Source organism: Candidatus Paceibacterota bacterium, assembly GCA_041660505.1.
GTDB lineage: Bacteria > Patescibacteriota > Minisyncoccia > Phycocordibacterales > JACRKE01 > JBAZWG01.
In genome coordinates, this window is record JBAZWG010000001.1 from 543,262 (window position 1) to 560,368 (window position 17,107).

A 17,107-nucleotide genomic window follows, 5' to 3' on the forward strand; every position below is an offset into this window, starting at 1 on the left:
ATTTTAATGCGCAAGAATTACGAGCAGTGCTATTAGTGTTATCAGCATGTAAACAATATAGAGGTTGGTGTTGCCGGACTGAATGCGCTTGAACTGGTTGGAAAGTCTCGTGATAAAAGATTGAACTGGCGCGTAGAAGTTGTCGAGATAAATATCTTTGAGCTCGAGATGAACGACGCTTTTCTTCGGGAAGTAGCGGAGCTCCGCATCGTGATACTCGATGTGTGTCTGGCGTGTCGGGCGGAGCAGACCTTTAAAGATAACGATGAGCGAGCGTGAGAATCCGGTCGCGGTTATCTCCATGCGAGGCAAGAGTTCCGTCCCGCAGTCCCAAGTGCGATCGCGTCTTAACTTTCGATTTTTTGTTACTAACCCGACAATGATTCCGATGAGTGCGAGCGCAATTACCAGCCCGACGAAGAGAAGCCCTAGCGACATATTGGCAAAGTTATTGGAAAGATGAACGGCGCTCACGCTAGGCAGAACATTTAGTGTTTCTGCCGACATACCCATGTTCTGGAGCGCTTGTGCCAAGACAGTAAGGATACCGGTTACCTTGCCGGCAAATACACCGAAGATGAGCGTAAGGGTGGCGAGGAAATACATTCCGACAAGAAGCGGAGCGGAAGATTCATGAGCATGCTTGGCCTCATCACTGCGAGGGCGAGCGAGGAAGGTGATGCCGAAGGCTTTGACGAAGCAAGCGGCGGCGAGACCGGAGGTGAAGGCCAAAGCGCCGATAGCGAGCACGAATATCATTCCCATTGTCGAGCCGAGCGAAGACACTGCGCTGAACATCGCTTGGAAGGTGAGCCATTCGGAGGCGAAGCCGTTAAGAGGAGGCAAGGCGCTAATGGCCATTGCGCCAATGAGGAAGAGGAAGGCCGTCTGGGGCATATATCGGATGAGCCCGCCGTACTTCTCGATATTGCGCGTATGTGTTGCGTGGATGACTGAGCCGGCGCCGAGGAAGAGCAGGCCCTTGAACACCGCATGGTTCATAGTGTGGAAGAGGGCGGCGATGAGGCCGATAAGAGCCAGCGCCTTCATTCCGAAAGAGAGGAATACAAGCGAACTGCCGAGGCCGAGCATGATGATGCCGATGTTCTCGATAGAGTGATAGGCGAGCAAGCGCTTAAGATCATGTTCGGACAATGCATACAAAACGCCAAGCAAGGCCGAGATCGCACCGAGTATAAGAATCGTGACACCCCACCAGACTTGCGCCGGGCCGAGCAAGTCGAAGAAGATGCGGATGAACATATAGATACCGGTCTTAATCATGACGCCGGACATGAGGGCCGAGACGTGCGAGGGTGCGGCCGGGTGCGCTGAAGGGAGCCAGATATGGAAGGGGATGATACCGGCTTTGGTGCCGAAGCCGATGAGGGCGAGGACGAATATCATATTCTGGATCCAGAGCGGTGCCGTCATGAGCGAGAGTTTGATAGTTCCGAAATCCAACGAACCGGTTACCTTGAACATAAGGAGAAAGGCGAGCGTGATGAACGCGGTGCCCACGTGCGTCATGACGAAGTAGAGCGTACCGGCCTTGATGTTAGCCTGCTCATGGCGCTCGTAAATTACGAGGAAGTATGAGGCGACCGACATTACTTCCCAAGCGATAAGGAAGAAAAGAATGTTAGATGATGTAACAACTAAGAGCATTCCGAGTATAAAGCTATTGTAGAAAAAACCGAGCGTCCCCAGATTATATTTGCCGATATATTGCTTGGCATACCCATAGCCGTAGACAGATGCGGCGAGCGCAATGAGCGAAATGACGAAGACGAAAAACACCGATAAATGGTCGAGCGTAAAGGAGAATGTAAGTGCGGGAAAGGTTGAATATCCGGCGAACGAGAAGCCAATGCCTTGCATAAGTAATGAGAGCGAGAAGACAAGAGTCGATAGTGAGCCGACGATAGAAAATATCGATGACCAAGCATGTGCCGCCTCGTCGTCGTAGCGGAAGATAAGAGAGCCGATAGCGCCGATAGTAAAAAGGCCGAGAATAGTGGGGAAGAGTTGTTGGAGGTAAACGGCGGACATAATTATTTTGACTTAGAAGGTTCAACTTTAGGCACCTTAAAGGTTGAACCTTCTAAGTCGCCCAAAATTTGAAGCAGTGCCGTCATGATAGTCATGGGTGATGGCGGGTCGCCCGGGATTTCATAATCTACCGGTATGGCACCGCGCGCACCGTCGAGTACGGCGTAGGAGCCTTTGAATATTCCGCCATTAATAGCGTCATCGCCGACCGCGACAACAATCTTCGGAGTCGGTGTTGCTTCATAAGAATGCATAAGCCCGTCATACATATTGCGAGAGACCGGGCCTGTCACCATCAGCATATCGGCATGGCGCGGGGAGGCGACGAAGTGAATGCCGAAACGTTCAACGTCATAATAAGGATTGCCCAGAGCCACGAGCTCCTGCTCCTCTGCGTTGGTCCCGCCGGCGGTCACGACGCGGATGGCCAAGGAGCCATTAAAGATTTTTTTGACCTTAGCGCTTAGTTCCGCGCCGGCAGTGTGATATTCAGGAGGTAAGCCCATATCAACCGATTCTATCAGTCTGGGGGTTTTTATGATTTTGGAAATTAAATTAAGCATGACTACAACAAAGCGTTATCCTACCCCAAACCTATATTTTTTTCAATAGTCTGGTATAATCGTAAACGTGAAATATGCATGGTTAATTCTGGTTATAATTGTGGCGCTATTCGCTTTCGGCTTCTGGGTCGCGAGTAAAAGCGGCAGCCGCTTGGCGCCAGACCCGATAAATAACATTGCTGTTATCGGTTGACATTCTGGCCACATCGCGGTACTATACGGGTACTAAATGCCCCGCGGGGCTTTTTTAAAATAAACTATAATTTAGACTATATTTATGAGTAAAGCAGGAGATTATCTTAAGGACACAGCCGCCGAGATGAAGCATGTGAGCTGGCCGACCCAGTCGCAGTCGATTAACTACACGCTTCTCGTTATTGGCATTTCTGTTTTCGTCGCACTCTTCCTCTACGCTTTCGACGAGGTCTTCGTTGTGCTCTTACAGAAATTTATTTTGAAGATCTAAAACCATGGCCAAACAAGAATTACAAGTTGGTCGCAATTGGTACGCTATCCATACCTACTCCGGGTATGAGAATGCCGTCGTGCGCAACTTGAAACAACGCATTGAGTCGCTCGGAATGGAGAATTTGATTTTCAACGTATTGGTTCCTAAAGAAAAGAAAGTAAAAGTTCGTGGCGGCAAGCGCGTGGAGTATGAAGACAAGATTTATCCCGGATACGTTTTAGTAGACATGATCGTGACGGATGCGTCATGGTATGTAGTCCGCAATACGCCCCGCGTGACCGGCTTCGTCGGCTCGGGCGTCAATCCTATACCTTTGGACAAGAAAGAGGTTGATGAGCTCTTCCGCCGAATGGGCGAGACGTCTGTCAAACACTCCATCGAGCTCGATGTTGGTGAGACCGTGCGTATTAACGACGGACCGTTCAAAGACTTCGAAGGCAAGGTGAGCGAGAAGGATGAGGCCAGGGGCAAGGTCAAGGTGCTCGTCTCGATGTTTGGTCGCGAGACACCCGTGGAGTTAGATTTTCTCCAAGTAGCGAAGATTTAATTATTAACAGAATTTAAGAATTACAGAATTACAGAATAATAAAGCTTCTTTCTATAATTCCCAAATTCCTAAATTCTAAAATTCTGTTCAAATAACATGACAAAAGTAGTAAAAACAATTAAATTGCAAATCCCGGCCGGTAAGGCCACCCCGACGCCTCCGGTCGGTCCAGCGCTCGGCCAAGCCGGTGTTAACATCGGCGAGTTCATCACCAAGTTCAACGCCGCCACGGCCAAAATGGCGGGGGATATCATCCCTGTTATTATCTCGGTCAAGGATGACCGTTCCTTTAGTTTCGAGCTCAAGACTCCGCCGGCATCAAACCTCCTCCTCAAGGCCGCCGGTGCCGAGAAAGGCTCCGGTACGCCGAACACAAAGAAAGTCGGCAAGATAACGAAAGCCCAGCTCAAAGAAATTGCTGAGAAGAAGATGCCAGACTTGAATGCAAAAGACTTGGAAGGCGCCATGAACATCATTGCCGGCACCGCCCGCAACATGGGAATTGATATCGTATAAGGTTTCAAAGGTTCAACCTTATGCATCCAAAAGGTTGAACCTTAAAAAACAAAATTATGTTTCTTTCAGATCGAGATATTAAAGCCGCAGTGAAGTCTGGCGCTATTCGTATCGATGATTTCGATCCAGAGCGGCTCCAGCCGGTCTCCTACGATATTCTCCTTGGCAACAAGTTCATCACCACCGAGTCGCAGGACACACCTTTTATCGACCCGGTAAAAAAGATTTTCCCCAGTACGCGCGAGATTACGATTGAGGACAACGAGAGTTATGTGCTCCATCCTGGCGTGAGTATCCTCGGTACTTCATTCGATTACTTCGGCTCGAAGGAATATCTCATTCAGCTCTCGGGCAAGAGTTCGCTCGCGCGCATTGGGCTCATTGTCCACAACACCGCGGGCATCATCAACCCGGGCCATTTCTTGCATATTACGCTCGAGTTATGCAATTTGAATGTCGTGCCAATCGTTCTCCGCCCCAAGATGCATATCGCGCAGTTACTATTCTCGAAAATTTCCAATCCTGTCATTCATGACTACAGCAAGACCGGCCGATACTTCGAGAAGAATTGGCAAGGCATCACCCACGCCAAGAACCGGCGCGTGACCGATAAAAAAGTTAATAAAAAGAAGCATGTCAAATTTTCAGATGAAGGTTAAGAGGCTCAATCCTAAGGCGATACTGCCGGATTATAAGCACGATGGGGATGCCGGTCTCAATCTATATTCGATCGTTCGGGCCAAACTCGAGCCCGGTGCGCGCGCAACAGTCCCGACAGGTATCGCAACAGAAATACCGGCAGGACATGTGGGCCTGATTTGGGACAGAAGCGGTCTGTCGCACAAATCGGGGCTTAAGGTTATGGGCGGGGTGATTGATGCGGGATACCGCGGTGAAATCGGCGTAGGGCTGGTAAACACTTCTCATGAAGCTTATACAATCGAAGCGGGAGACAAGATAGCTCAGATGCTTATTCAAGAAGTCGAGCACGTTCTTATTTCAGAAGTCGCAGAACTTTCCGACACGTCTCGCGGTTCAGCCGGCTTCGGCAGTACGGGGCGCTGAAGAAATAGTCCAGTGCAATTCAATTATTCCAAAACTCTGCTATCGCGTGATTCTGGAATAGAAAAGATAATTCAAGTTTTTTATTTCAAACCGAATTTTTCTTTGAGCTTATTGTCTGGTTGAATGCGGGATTCGAGCAGATAGACATATTCAGAAATTTCGTGGTAGTTCAGAACGAAGTTCACCTCTTCTTCGCAGGGGTAGGGGAATACAAAAACGCTTTTCTGGAATTCTTTGAAACCGAGTTTTTTGAGTTTGGTACGCAAGGCATCTCGTGCCGGTTTGAGCGGCTCGGGAATGTCGAAGAGAACCATGCGCCATTTTTTGTCCCACTTCTTTTCTTGATTCAAGGTTAGCGCGTTGTACATTCGTTTCAGGCGATAACTGGCACCATCGCGCGTCATCGCCATTTTATATGAATCCTTACCCTTCACAACTTCGACGTAGCCGCGTAGTTTCAGTTTGTCTAATGTCGCAAACAGCACCTTGCGGTTCATTTCGAACCAAACTTTGTCACAATGCTCATGAATTGCGCGTCGCCGAGTTTTCCCGCGTGTGAAAATAAGAACAGTCTGCGAGGCCAGAAGATCAAGAATCTGCGTCGCGAGGATTTCTCGTTTTGTCATATCGTAATAATACACTATTCCAAAACTCCGCGATAGCGTGATTTTGGGATAATCGCGAAAAAGAAATTCTTATACTGCAATCGGGGCTTTGATCGGTGGGTGGGGGTCGTAGCCTATGACTTCGACATCTTCGAATTTGAAATCGAAGATGTCTTTGACGGCGGGATTAATTTTCATCGTCGGGAGCTTGCGCGGTTCGCGGGAGAGTTGTTCTTCTACTTGGGCAAAATGATTTTTATAAATATGGACATCGCCAAAGGTGTGGATGAACTCGCCCGGCTGCAGTCCGGCCACTTGCGCCATCATCATGGTAAAGAGGGAATAGGACGCGACATTAAAGGGTACACCCAGAAAGACGTCGGCCGAGCGCTGGTAGAGCTGGCAAGAGAGTTTGCCGTTAATGACCATAAAATGAAAGAGCGTGTGACAAGGTGGTGGGGCAGAGTGGTGCGCCTTGACTAAGCTCTCGATCTCGCCGATGTTCCAGCCGGAGACAATGAGTCGGCGCGAAGTCGGGTCGTTCTTTATCAAATCCAAAACAAGTTTGACTTGATTGATGCTCCTGCCGTCCTTCGTCTCCCAGTTGACCCACTGCTTACCGTAGATTGGGCCAAGCTCGCCGTATTTCTTGGCAAACTCGTCATCATTCACTATTTTCTCAACGAACTCCGCCATATGATTGGTCCAACTCTCTGAATAGCGCGGATATTTTTCTTCCAGATTATTTTTCTTCAAATAGTCGGCATAGGCCCATTCGTTCCAAATCTTCACGCCATTCTTTGCGAGATACTGAATATTAGTGTCTCCCCGCAAGAACCAGAGAAGTTCGTAAATTATCGATTTTAAATAAACTTTCTTGGTCGTGAGCAGAGGGAAGCCGTCGGCCAAATTCACTCTATATTGATAACCGAAGAGGCTGCGTGTGCCGACGCCGGTGCGATCCGCCTTATCGGTACCATCATCGCGAATCTTCTTGAGCAAGTCTAAATATTGCCGCATAAGATTTATTATTTTGATAAGTTAATAACTTCTTTATGTATCTCTTCGACGCTTCGCTCGCCATCTATGAGATATACATTTGGGTACCACTCCGGCATCTTGGCGTATATCTCGCCGGCTTTGCGTAATTTCTCGGTTTTCTCGAAGAGTTCCAGCTCGCGCCCATTTTTTGTAATACGTTGCAAACAGACTTCTGGTCGTGCGATAAAGATAAAAGTCAGATCAGGGATGGGGAATGGCTCGTTGATTTGTTTAAGCCATTCAACATCCAGATTAAGCGAACCGAAGGCGACGGTCGAAAATAAATAACGGTCAGAAACTACCGTTTTGCCGGCATCAAGCGCCGGAATAATAACTTGCTCTACGTGCCACTTGCGATCTTTAACAAAGAGTTCTTGTAATTCTTTCGGCGTTAGAGATTTCTTGTGTTTCAACACATCGTCAATCTCATCAGAAAAAGGACTTTCGCCACGCGATGTTGGCTCCTCTGTCTGCAGGACGTCGTGTCTGTGTTCGGTAAGATATTTAATAAAAAGTTCGATTTGGGCGCTCTTGCCGGAGCCGTCGAGACCCTCGAAGACGATAAATTTCCCTTTTCTTGCACTCATAATTTTGATTGTAACAGAAAGATGTGATATCGTCTAAGCATATGATAGTCTCGCTCATCGTTGCAATGGACAAGAACCGTGTTATCGGGCAGTCGGGGACTTTGCCCTGGAATATCCAGGCCGATATGAACTTCTTCAAGACTATCACGATGCATCACCCGGTCATCATGGGGAGGAAGACCCACGAGTCCATCGGCCGAGCCTTGCCTCATCGCTTGAATATTATCGTAACGCGCCAAGCGGGCTATCAGCCTAAAGGGAAAGCGGGGGATTCTGTGATTGTGCCGAATTTGGAAGCCGCCTTCGATTGGGCGCTCAAGGTAGAGAAGCAGGAGATATTCGTCATCGGCGGGGCAGAAATTTTCGAACAAGCAATGCCAGTCGCCGACAAAATTTATATCACAGAAATAGATTCAGAATTCAAAGGTGACACATTTTTTCCTGAGATTAGCTCGAAAGAATGGGAGCTAAAATCGTCATCAGCTCTAAATAACGAATCCACCGGCGGGCATACGCTCCACTTCAAGACTTACGAACGAAGAAAGTAAGTTAAAACAATCACAGACTGCCGGATGACAGTCTGTGATGATGCTGGGGGGGGCGAATCAGCTACATTACAGCCTGCGAAGGGCGCGGTTGAGGCTTTTCATTGCCTCGACGAGCTCTTTCGAGAGGCGGTACTCTTTTGCCGCCTGGTACTGCTTGATCGGGACATCCAGCGCCGTTGCGATGTCCTCGACCGTAGTCAAACCTTTCGCCTTGTGGGCGTACCGAGTTGCTTCGAAGGCGATGTCCTCGCCGGCGACGCGGAGTTTGACGAGCTCGTCCCGGGCTGCGAGCATCTGCTTGAAGGTGCCGAGGTCGTTGTTCTTTGTCCCCGGCCCAGCAGCGCCGCTTTCGCAGGAGTACACGAAGTCCTTGACGGACTCCTTGAGAATCTTTGTGTCGAACAATCCGGCCTCCTTAGACTAGAGCCCTGTCGAGGCACTTGATGGCCTCGACAAGCGCGTTCGTGACAGAGAAATTGCCCTTCTTCGAATATTGGACCATCACGACACCGACGGCCTCGGCGATCTCGTCGAGATTCTTCAAGGGCATCTTGATGCCCTTGGCCGTCTCGAACGGGATGTTCTCGCCGACGAATCGGATCTTGATGATCTCGATCCGGATCTCGGCGATCCTGCCATAGGTCAGTATGTTGCGACTCCTGTCGCCGGGGATGATGGCCCCATCGGCCACCGCCTCGGTGACCCATGCCGTCAGCTCCTTGAGTTTCCTCGTGTCCACTCCTCCTCCTTCAGGCAGAGACAATCCGCCCGCATCTGCTTAATCAAGATCAGCCTATAGGATTATAAGCTCCATGTCCATGGCCAACAGAACCCTTTTCGTGCTATAAATATGTTCTATGGAATCAACTAAATCTGACGTCGCCAAGCGCGAGGAAGAGATACTGCAGTTTTGGCAAGAGGATAAAACCTTTGAAAAGTCTTTAAAGAAGAAGTCGCCTAAGGGTAACTACGTTTTTTACGATGGCCCGCCTTTTGCCACCGGCACACCGCACTATGGGCATATTTTAGGAAGCACAGCTAAAGATGTTATCGGGCGGTATAAGACTATGCAAGGCTACCATGTGCCGAGGCGTTGGGGCTGGGATTGCCATGGTCTGCCTATTGAGAATATCGTCGAGAAAGATTTGAAGATTTCCGGCCGTAAGGCTATTGAAGAATACGGTATTGAGAAATTTACGGAGTATGCTCGCAGTAAAGTATTGACCTACGTGCACGAATGGAAGAAGACAATCGATCGTATCGGACGCTGGGTGGACTTCGACAATTCCTACAAGACGATGGATAACAGCTTTATCGAGTCTGTCTGGTGGGCCTTGGGCGAACTGAATAAAAAAGGTTTGATCTATGAAGGTGTTCGCGTCTTGGCGTACTGCCCGCGCTGTGAGACGCCGATTGCCAACTCCGAGATCGCAATGGACAATAGTTATAAAGACATCACTGATATCTCTGTCTACGCAAAGTTTGAACTAAAGGATGAGCCAAAAACATATTTCTTAGCGTGGACAACAACACCGTGGACGTTGCCGGGCAACATCGCACTCGCGGTCAATCCGGAGGTGGCTTATGTAAAAATTAAGCACGAGGGACAGTATTTGATACTCGCGAAGGAACGTCTGGTGAATACGATGAAAGATAAGCCCTATGAATTAATCGAAGAGTTTGAGGGCAAAACTTTTATAGGGAAAAAATATACGCCACTGTTCGATTATTATACACACACAAAAGGCATTGCCGATAATGAGAAGTCGTGGACGGTGCGCGGGGCGGAATTTGTGACCACGACCGATGGCACAGGAATAGTACATATCGCGCCAGCCTTCGGCGAGGACGATATGAATATGGCGAAGGCAGAAGGTTTGCCCTGGATCATCCATGTGACGCCGACCGGTAAATTTACCGACGAGGTCACTCATTTTGCGGGCCAGCAAGTAAAACCCAAAGAGAATCATCAAGCCGCCGATGTCGAGATAATTAAGTATCTTGCGCATAATCATCTGCTGTTTGAAAAAGAAAAAATCATTCACTCTTACCCGCATTGCTATCGCTGTGAGACGCCTCTTTACTATTACGCGTTGCCGTCGTGGTTCGTTAATATCCAGAAAGAAAAATCTCACATTCTGAGTCGTGCTGAAGAGATGGCCTGGATACCTGCGCACCTGAAAGAGGGGAGGTTCAAGGGTGGCGTCGAGAGTGCGCCAGATTGGACGATATCACGCAACCGTTACTGGGCATCGCCTTTGCCGATCTGGAAATCGAAGTCGGGAAAGGTTATGTTCGTAAACTCTCTCGAAGATTTAAAAAATAAGACAAAAAAGTCCGGGAATACGTACCACGTGATGCGCCACGGCGAGGCGGAAAATAATGTAAAAAAAATAGTCAGTTACGCTGACCAGAAAAATTCGCACCTCACGCCTAAGGGTAAAGAAGAGACTATGAGTACAGCAAAGACTGTTGCCGTAAATAAAATTACAAAAATCTTTTGTTCACCATTCACACGTACGCTCGAGACTGCTTACATCGTGGCAGACGAGCTAGGAATTTCGCGAGACAACATCGTCACCGATGTTCGTCTCTGGGAACTAAACGCAGGGACATTCGACGGTAAAAAATGGGCAGAGTGGGAAGTGTGGGCAAAATCACAGGAAAATTATTATAACGCAAGACCCGAAGGTGGCGAGAGCCATTTCGACGCTAAGAAACGTTTCGGAGATTTTATCTACGATATCGATAGCCAGTTTCATAATGAAAGTATTCTTGTTGTAACGCACGGCATTGGGCTCGAGGTACTACCGGCAGTCGTCGAATGCGCCGACGGTGTGCGGTCTAAGCAGATTTACGAAAACACAAGTGAAAAAACAGGGGCAATGATTGAATTAGAATTCACTCCGCTTCCGCACACTGCCAACTATGAGCTTGATTTTCACCGGCCTTATATTGATGCGATAAAATTGGTTGATGAAGCAGGGGAAGAGTACACAAGAATTACAGAAGTCATTGACTGTTGGTTCGAGTCCGGCTCGATGCCATTCGCGCAAGACCATTATCCATTCGAACGCAAGAATTGGCAGAAAGAGAATTTTCCCGCAGGGTTCGTGGCAGAATATATCGCCCAGACACGCACATGGTTCTATTATACGCACGCGCTTTCTACTATCTTCTTCGACCACGCACCATTCCAGAATGTCATCACGACCGGTAATATTTTGGCCGAGGATGGCCAGAAGATGAGTAAGTCGAAAGGGAACTTTCCTGATCCGGCTCTGCTCTTCGACAAATACAGTGTCGACGCATTGCGCCTCTACTTGATGTCCAGCACGCTCATGAAGGGCGAGGATATGAACTTCTTCGAAAAAGGCGTAGATGAAGTAAATAAAAAGGTGATAATGCGCCTCGGTAATGTGTTGTCTTTTTATAAACTGTATTCTGACTTTAGCTCTAACTCCCAACTCCTAACTCCCAACTCCTCCCATGTGTTAGATCAATGGATGTTTTCTAGACTTGGTCAGCTTGTGACAGAAGTTACCACGTATATGGAATTATACGAGCTTGATAAGGCGACGCGACCACTCTTCGACTTCGTTGATGATTTATCGACATGGTATCTGCGCCGTTCGCGCGACAGGTTTAAATCCGATGATGTTGAAGATAGGGAGGCCGCATTGCAAACTACTCGCTACGTATTAGAAACTACGGCAAAACTTGTCGCGCCACTTATGCCGTTCATCGCAGAATATATATATAAAGAGTTAGGGAACAGTGAGAGTGTGCACCTCGCCGATTGGCCAGGAATGGGAGATGGGAGTTTGGAGATAGGAGATAGGGTAATTCAAGATATGGTTCTGGTGCGGAAAGTAGCTTCACTTGGTCTCGAAGCGCGAGCAAAAGAAAAGATTGCGGTCCGTCAGCCATTAGCGAAGCTCGAGTTGAAAGATGCGACACTTGAGGGGAAGACGGAATTACTCGAACTGATTAAAGATGAAGTCAATGTAAAACAGATCTTGTTCAATAAAGAGCTGGAATCGGAAGTGAAGCTCGACACCGTGCTTACCGATGAGCTCAAACAGGAAGGCGAACTCCGCGAGCTGATGCGCGCTGTCCAAGATTTGCGAAAAACTAAAGGGCTTGAGCCGGGGCAAGTAATACGCCTGACTTTGTCAAAATCATATGAAACTCTCGCAAAAAAGTTCGAGACCGAACTCAAGAAAGGCGTTCGGGCAGAAAAGATAGTTGTGGCTGAAACGGCAGAAATGTCGCTCGAAGTAGTCTAGCCTATGTACCGCGTCTACACGACGAAGGCAATTGTGCTTGGCAGCAAGAACGCGGGGGAGGCGAATAAATATTACTTTCTGCTCACCCGCGAGCTCGGGCTCATCACTGCATTTGCGCAGGGAGTGCGAGAATTAAAGTCGAAATTGCGGCATGGGCTCGAGCAGTATTCTTACGTACAAGTCTCGCTTATTCGCGGTAAAGAAAAGTGGCGGCTTACCAATGTTGCGCACATGGTCGGCATAGAAGGTATAAAAAATTCTAAAGAAAAGGCTAAACTTGAGGCGAAGTTGTGCGCTCTGGTGCAACGCTTGGTGCACGGTGAGGAGGCAGACATTGAATTGTTCGACGAGCTTGTTGACTCACTCAAATTTTTAGCGCGATGCGATTCCGATTTGCACGATTATGAACTGCTCGCGGTGCTTCGTGTGCTCGACCGGCTTGGCTATATCGCACCGCGCGAGGCTTGGCTCGCGTATCTCGATAATGAATTGTGGAAAGGTGAGGCGCTACCCGATATCGCCAAAGAGCGTAAGTCCTTGCTTCAGACTATCAATGAGTCTTTGTACCATAGTCAACTTTAGTCCGGCGCGGTATAATGTATCTATATGACTCCGGATGAAGAAAAGAGCAAACTTGAGCAAGTCGAGCAGACGCTTAATAAAAAAGACGACCGTTACTTCTTTCGCCGGCGCAAAGGTTTGGCCGCAGTGAAGCCCGTGGCGCATGAAGACTGGCATGATGCATTACCCGAACAGGACATTCCTATGAAAAAACACACATTCGCAACACGCTTTTTTCTCGTTTCCCTTATCTTTTTTGCGAGTGCTATCGCGTTCGCATTTTATAAGATGCAAGGCGGTGGCAATCTGGTTTCTAATCAAAATATCGATATTACCGTAACCGGGCCTTTGAGTATAAAGGGCGGAGATGAAGTTCAGCTCCAGCTTCAAATCGTTAATAATAATAACGTACCGCTCGAAGTTTCTGAGCTCGTTATCGAATATCCTGCGGGTACGCGACTCTCTGATAACCAGACGAAGGAGACAACAAGAGTGACGAAAAACCTCGGCGACATCGCGCCGCACCAGGTCATTAACGACACTTTCCGCGCGATACTCTTCGGAGAAGAGAAAAGCGATAAAGAAATAAAGATACAGCTAGAGTATCATCTGCCTGGATCCGGAGCTGTTTATACAAGGGATGTGTCTTATCATATTGTCATCGATTCCGCGCCGGTCACTCTTCGCATCTCGAGTCCAGATGCGGTGAACTCTGGCGACGAAACGACACTTAACGTCACAATAGATTCCAATACCGGCAAGCTAATACCTAATCTCAAACTCAAGATGAATTATCCACCCGGCTTTATTTTTACCAAAGCAACACCCGCGCCAATTTCCGGAACGACGAACGTTTGGACGCTCGGTGATGTCTCGGCAAGCTCTTCGCGCGATATCGTCATAACTGGCACGATGACCGGGCAAGAGAACGACACCAAGGCATTCCAAGCTATTGCCGGCATCTCCACAGGAGCGAACATAAAGAACGTTGATCTCGTTTATAATTCTTTGTTCCAAAAGATCGCTATCAAGAAGCCATTCCTTGGGCTCGCTATCGCGCTCAATGATTCTGTCGAAGATCCTTCCGTCGTAGAGGGCGAGACGCCAATGCAAGCGACTTTTTCTTGGGCCAACAACACGGATATTACCTTGACAGATTGCGCGCTCACGGTGCAGACCGGCGGCGCCATCGATAGGCGCAGTGTCAGAGTAGATACTGCCGGCTCATACTTTTCTTCCAAAAATACTTTAGTCTGGACCGCGAACGGTTTGGATAAATTCCAAGTGGTCAACCCGGGAGATTCCGGCACGCAAAATGTTACATTCGCTTCGTCGCCACTTCTCACGGATGGAGTGCCACTTAGACTGCCGATGATAACCTTGCAAGGGACGTTCGTCTGTACGAAAGTCGGCGACAGCACAACGAAGGATTATCAACTTACAACGCAGGTCTTCCGAACAATAAAGATAAATTCGAACGCACAATTCAGTGCCTCGGCGCGTTATTACACCGGCCCGTTTACCAACACCGGCCCATTCCCGCCTAAAGGTGACAGTGATACCACCTTCACGATAATCTGGTCTCTTACCAATACGTCGAACGATATAGATAATGCGACGGTGACCGCCACGTTGCCTGCATACGCGAGCTGGGTTGATAAAACAGCGGGAGACGGAACGATGGCATACGATCAAGGCAGTAAGCAAGTGACATGGACGATCGGCACGCTTAAAGCGGGTGTCGGATACGAGAGCCCGGTAAAACAAACATCGTTCCAGGTGAGTGTAAAACCGTCCGTAAATGCCGCCGGCTCGTTCGTTGATATTATCGGGCCGTCGACATTCGCCGGCATCGATGATTTTACAAAAGCGGAAAGGAAGAGTATAAAGGAGACTATGACCTCGGAACTTAAGTTCGATCCGGGCTTACCCAGAGACATGAGTGGCAAGGTGCAATAGTCTAACAGAATTAAAGAATTTAGGAATTGACGATTATGACTGATACAAATATGGATGATATTATTTCGTTCGCGAAGCGCAAAGGTTTTGTCTATCCCGGCTCGGAAATTTACGGCGGAGCAGCCGGCTTGTATGACTTCGGGCCGTACGGCGTCGAACTTTTAAATAATCTAAAGGCGTCATGGTGGAAGGAGAATGTGCAAAAGAAAGAGAACTACTTCGGCCTCGACTCGGCGATGTTCAAAGACCCTCGTGTCTGGGAGGCGTCTGGCCACGTCGGCGGGTTTTCCGACCCTTTGACCGAATGCAAGAAGTGCAACACGCGTCTGCGCGTAGACAAAGAGCTTGCCAAAATCGGTGTGTCTGCCGATGAGAAAATGTCCGAGGCCGAATTGAACGCGCTTTTTGACGAACATAAGAAAAAAATCAAGTGTCCCAAGTGTGGCGGACAAGACTTCTCGCCAGTGCGCGCCTTCAATCTGCTCGTGAAGTCGAACTTGGGGGATTTTACCAATACCGGCGAGCATCCGGTGTATCTTCCAGGCGAAGCCTGCCAGGGTATTTATTTGAATTACAAAAATATTCTAGATACAGTGCGCGCCAAAGTACCCTTTGGCATCGCGCAAATCGGCAAAGCATTCCGCAACGAGATATCGCCGCGCAACTTCCTCTTCCGCACGCGCGAGTTCGAGCAGGCCGACACGCAGTATTTCATCCGACCAAACGAGAATAAGGCAGATTATGAAAGAATCAAACAAGAACGCTGGAGTTGGTACTTGAGTTTAGGTATTCCGGCAGAACAGCTGCGCTGGAAGCAGCACGAACGCCTGGTCTTCTATGCCAAAGATGCTTGGGATATTGAATACAACTTCCCATCATACGGCTTCGACGAAGTCGAGGGTATTCATGACCGTACCGATTATGACTTGACCCAGCATATGAAGTTCTCCGGCGTTGACCTCTCGTATCTCGATCCAGAAACGAACGAGAAATATATTCCGTGGATACTGGAGACGTCGATGGGGATGGGCCGGCTCTTTCTCGCTGTCCTTTCAGAAGCTTATACAGAAGATGAACTTGGGGGCGAGAAGCGCACATTGCTTAAACTCAAGCCGAGTTTGGCGCCTATTAAAGTTGCAGTCTTTCCTTTGCTTCGCAACAAGCCGGAACTGGTCGCCAAAGCGCGCGAAGTCTTTATGATGCTTAAGCAAGAATTCCGCACCGAGTGGGACGACAACGGCAATATCGGCAAGCGTTATCGCCGGCAAGATGAGATCGGCACGCCGTGGTGCGTCACAGTAGACTTCGATACGCTCGGCGAAACCCCCGAGAATAAAGACACCGTAACAGTTAGAGACCGCGACACGGGCAAACAAGAAAGAATGAAAATCAGCGAACTTGCGTCGCATATACAAAAGAGTATACTTTCGACATGAAAAAAACTTCAAAAAATAAACAGCCGGTTACGATCGACATATTCGAGAAAAGCATGGCGAGCATTGCTAAGTCGTTTGTGCGTGTGGACGAACGATTTGAAAAGCACGATCAGATGTTCGAGTCCATTCTCGGAGAAATCAAGAATTTGCATGAAGACAATAAATACATCAGAAACACTTTGAATGATCTTGTGCGACAGGGTGCAAAAGATGATCGCAAAATGGACGATATGCTTGTTCGAATCGAACGACTCGAGGCGAAAGTCTTGGTCTAAACGGAATGGAAACTAAGTCCTGCCAGAATTGCAAAGAAAATTTCGTCATCGAACCGGAAGATTTCGTTTTTTACGAAAAAATCAAAGTCCCCCCGCCGACTTTCTGTCCGGAGTGCCGTATGATCAGGCGATTCCTCTGGAGGAACGAGAGAACACTATATAAGCGTAAGTGTGATTTGTGTAGTAAAGACATAATTGCTATGTATTCGGCAGATTCCGATTTTACAGTGTATTGTTCCGACTGCTGGTACTCCGACCAATGGGACCCAATGGAATACGGCAGCGATTATGATTTTTCCGTGCCATTTTTTTCTCAATTCGGGCTGTTGGTAAAGAAAGTTCCTCGGATAGCACTTGAGGGATATCAAAATTTAAATTCTCCATTCACTAATTACACATGGTTTTCGAAAGATGTTTATTTGTCTGCTTCCACGTTGTATTCGGAGAATGTTTTTAACTCCCAGGCAACATCTAACGGAGCAGATATATTCGATTGTGATAATACTTCGAGATCTAATACTTGTCTTGATGTTGTGACGGCCGATAAATGTTCTCGCTGTTATTCTTGCATACAAGTTCAAGAAAGTCTGGATT

At 48.2% G+C, this 17,107-nt stretch carries 19 protein-coding genes; 12 read left to right on the top strand and 7 right to left on the bottom strand.

Translation table 11 applies throughout. From position 1 onward, the window contains the following. Positions 1-3 precede the first annotated feature (3 nt). Together hyfB and WC764_02930 are read right to left on the bottom strand one after the other, a co-directional pair. The gene (gene hyfB / locus WC764_02925; GenBank protein MFA6006651.1) at positions 4-2,052 is read right to left on the bottom strand and encodes a hydrogenase 4 subunit B; all 2,049 of its coding nucleotides are present in this window, start codon (positions 2,050-2,052) and stop codon (positions 4-6) included. A 2-nt stretch (positions 2,053-2,054) separates the two neighbouring features. Then, a complete protein-coding gene (locus WC764_02930; GenBank protein MFA6006652.1) occupies positions 2,055-2,558 on the bottom strand; it encodes a formate hydrogenlyase in 504 nt (167 codons plus the stop codon). A 124-nt stretch (positions 2,559-2,682) separates the two neighbouring features. On the opposite strand from WC764_02930, the gene WC764_02935 reads away from it, so the two are divergent. From WC764_02935 to dut, 6 genes are all read left to right on the top strand, one after another. Next, positions 2,683-2,808 carry a hypothetical protein gene (locus WC764_02935; GenBank protein ID MFA6006653.1) on the top strand — a complete coding sequence of 42 codons (126 nt, stop codon included), beginning with the start codon at positions 2,683-2,685 and terminating at the stop codon, positions 2,806-2,808. A gap of 84 nt (positions 2,809-2,892) precedes the next feature. Beyond that, on the top strand, positions 2,893-3,081 hold the full coding sequence (gene secE / locus WC764_02940; protein MFA6006654.1) for a preprotein translocase subunit SecE: 189 nt from the start codon (positions 2,893-2,895) through the stop codon (positions 3,079-3,081). A gap of 4 nt (positions 3,082-3,085) precedes the next feature. Further along, on the top strand, positions 3,086-3,631 hold the full coding sequence (gene nusG / locus WC764_02945) for a transcription termination/antitermination protein NusG (protein ID MFA6006655.1): 546 nt from the start codon (positions 3,086-3,088) through the stop codon (positions 3,629-3,631). A 96-nt stretch (positions 3,632-3,727) separates the two neighbouring features. Beyond that, positions 3,728-4,147, top strand: coding sequence for a 50S ribosomal protein L11 (gene rplK, locus WC764_02950; protein MFA6006656.1), 420 nt, complete (start codon positions 3,728-3,730; stop codon positions 4,145-4,147). A gap of 56 nt (positions 4,148-4,203) precedes the next feature. Further along, a complete protein-coding gene (gene dcd / locus WC764_02955; protein ID MFA6006657.1) occupies positions 4,204-4,806 on the top strand; it encodes a dCTP deaminase in 603 nt (200 codons plus the stop codon). After that, complete coding sequence (dut, locus tag WC764_02960) at positions 4,781-5,212, top strand: dUTP diphosphatase (protein MFA6006658.1); 432 nt, start codon at positions 4,781-4,783, stop codon at positions 5,210-5,212. Before dcd ends, dut begins: the two co-directional genes overlap by 26 nt. An 80-nt stretch (positions 5,213-5,292) precedes the next feature. Here dut and WC764_02965 read toward each other — a convergent pair whose 3' ends face one another. From WC764_02965 to tmk, 3 genes are all read right to left on the bottom strand, one after another. Then, complete coding sequence (locus WC764_02965; protein MFA6006659.1) at positions 5,293-5,838, bottom strand: hypothetical protein; 546 nt, start codon at positions 5,836-5,838, stop codon at positions 5,293-5,295. Positions 5,839-5,907: 69 nt separating this feature from the next. After that, positions 5,908-6,837 (bottom strand): thymidylate synthase, encoded by a 930-nt coding sequence (gene thyA, locus WC764_02970; protein MFA6006660.1) that lies wholly within the window; start codon positions 6,835-6,837, stop codon positions 5,908-5,910. Positions 6,838-6,845: 8 nt separating this feature from the next. Continuing rightward, positions 6,846-7,445, bottom strand: a complete 600-nt coding sequence (gene tmk / locus WC764_02975) for a dTMP kinase (protein MFA6006661.1) — start codon at positions 7,443-7,445, stop codon at positions 6,846-6,848. Positions 7,446-7,486: 41 nt separating this feature from the next. On the opposite strand from tmk, the gene WC764_02980 reads away from it, so the two are divergent. Beyond that, positions 7,487-7,993 carry a dihydrofolate reductase gene (locus WC764_02980; protein MFA6006662.1) on the top strand — a complete coding sequence of 169 codons (507 nt, stop codon included), beginning with the start codon at positions 7,487-7,489 and terminating at the stop codon, positions 7,991-7,993. Between the two features lie 66 nt (positions 7,994-8,059). Here WC764_02980 and WC764_02985 read toward each other — a convergent pair whose 3' ends face one another. Together WC764_02985 and WC764_02990 are read right to left on the bottom strand one after the other, a co-directional pair. After that, positions 8,060-8,398 carry a hypothetical protein gene (locus WC764_02985; protein ID MFA6006663.1) on the bottom strand — a complete coding sequence of 113 codons (339 nt, stop codon included), beginning with the start codon at positions 8,396-8,398 and terminating at the stop codon, positions 8,060-8,062. Positions 8,399-8,408: 10 nt separating this feature from the next. After that, a complete protein-coding gene (locus WC764_02990) occupies positions 8,409-8,732 on the bottom strand; it encodes a hypothetical protein (GenBank protein ID MFA6006664.1) in 324 nt (107 codons plus the stop codon). A 118-nt stretch (positions 8,733-8,850) separates the two neighbouring features. On the opposite strand from WC764_02990, the gene WC764_02995 reads away from it, so the two are divergent. From WC764_02995 to WC764_03015, 5 genes are read left to right on the top strand one after another with little or no spacing between them, the layout of a single operon-like run. Then, positions 8,851-12,282: a class I tRNA ligase family protein gene (locus tag WC764_02995; protein ID MFA6006665.1), complete on the top strand. Its 3,432-nt coding sequence runs from the start codon at positions 8,851-8,853 to the stop codon at positions 12,280-12,282. Between the two features lie 3 nt (positions 12,283-12,285). After that, positions 12,286-12,864, top strand: a complete 579-nt coding sequence (gene recO / locus WC764_03000; GenBank protein MFA6006666.1) for a DNA repair protein RecO — start codon at positions 12,286-12,288, stop codon at positions 12,862-12,864. A 24-nt stretch (positions 12,865-12,888) separates the two neighbouring features. After that, on the top strand, positions 12,889-14,802 hold the full coding sequence (locus WC764_03005; protein ID MFA6006667.1) for a hypothetical protein: 1,914 nt from the start codon (positions 12,889-12,891) through the stop codon (positions 14,800-14,802). Between the two features lie 35 nt (positions 14,803-14,837). Continuing rightward, a complete protein-coding gene (locus tag WC764_03010; protein ID MFA6006668.1) occupies positions 14,838-16,238 on the top strand; it encodes a glycine--tRNA ligase in 1,401 nt (466 codons plus the stop codon). Continuing rightward, positions 16,235-16,513 (top strand): hypothetical protein, encoded by a 279-nt coding sequence (locus WC764_03015; GenBank protein ID MFA6006669.1) that lies wholly within the window; start codon positions 16,235-16,237, stop codon positions 16,511-16,513. The genes WC764_03010 and WC764_03015 overlap by 4 nt, the downstream gene beginning before the upstream one ends. The last annotated feature ends 594 nt before the right edge of the window (positions 16,514-17,107 follow it).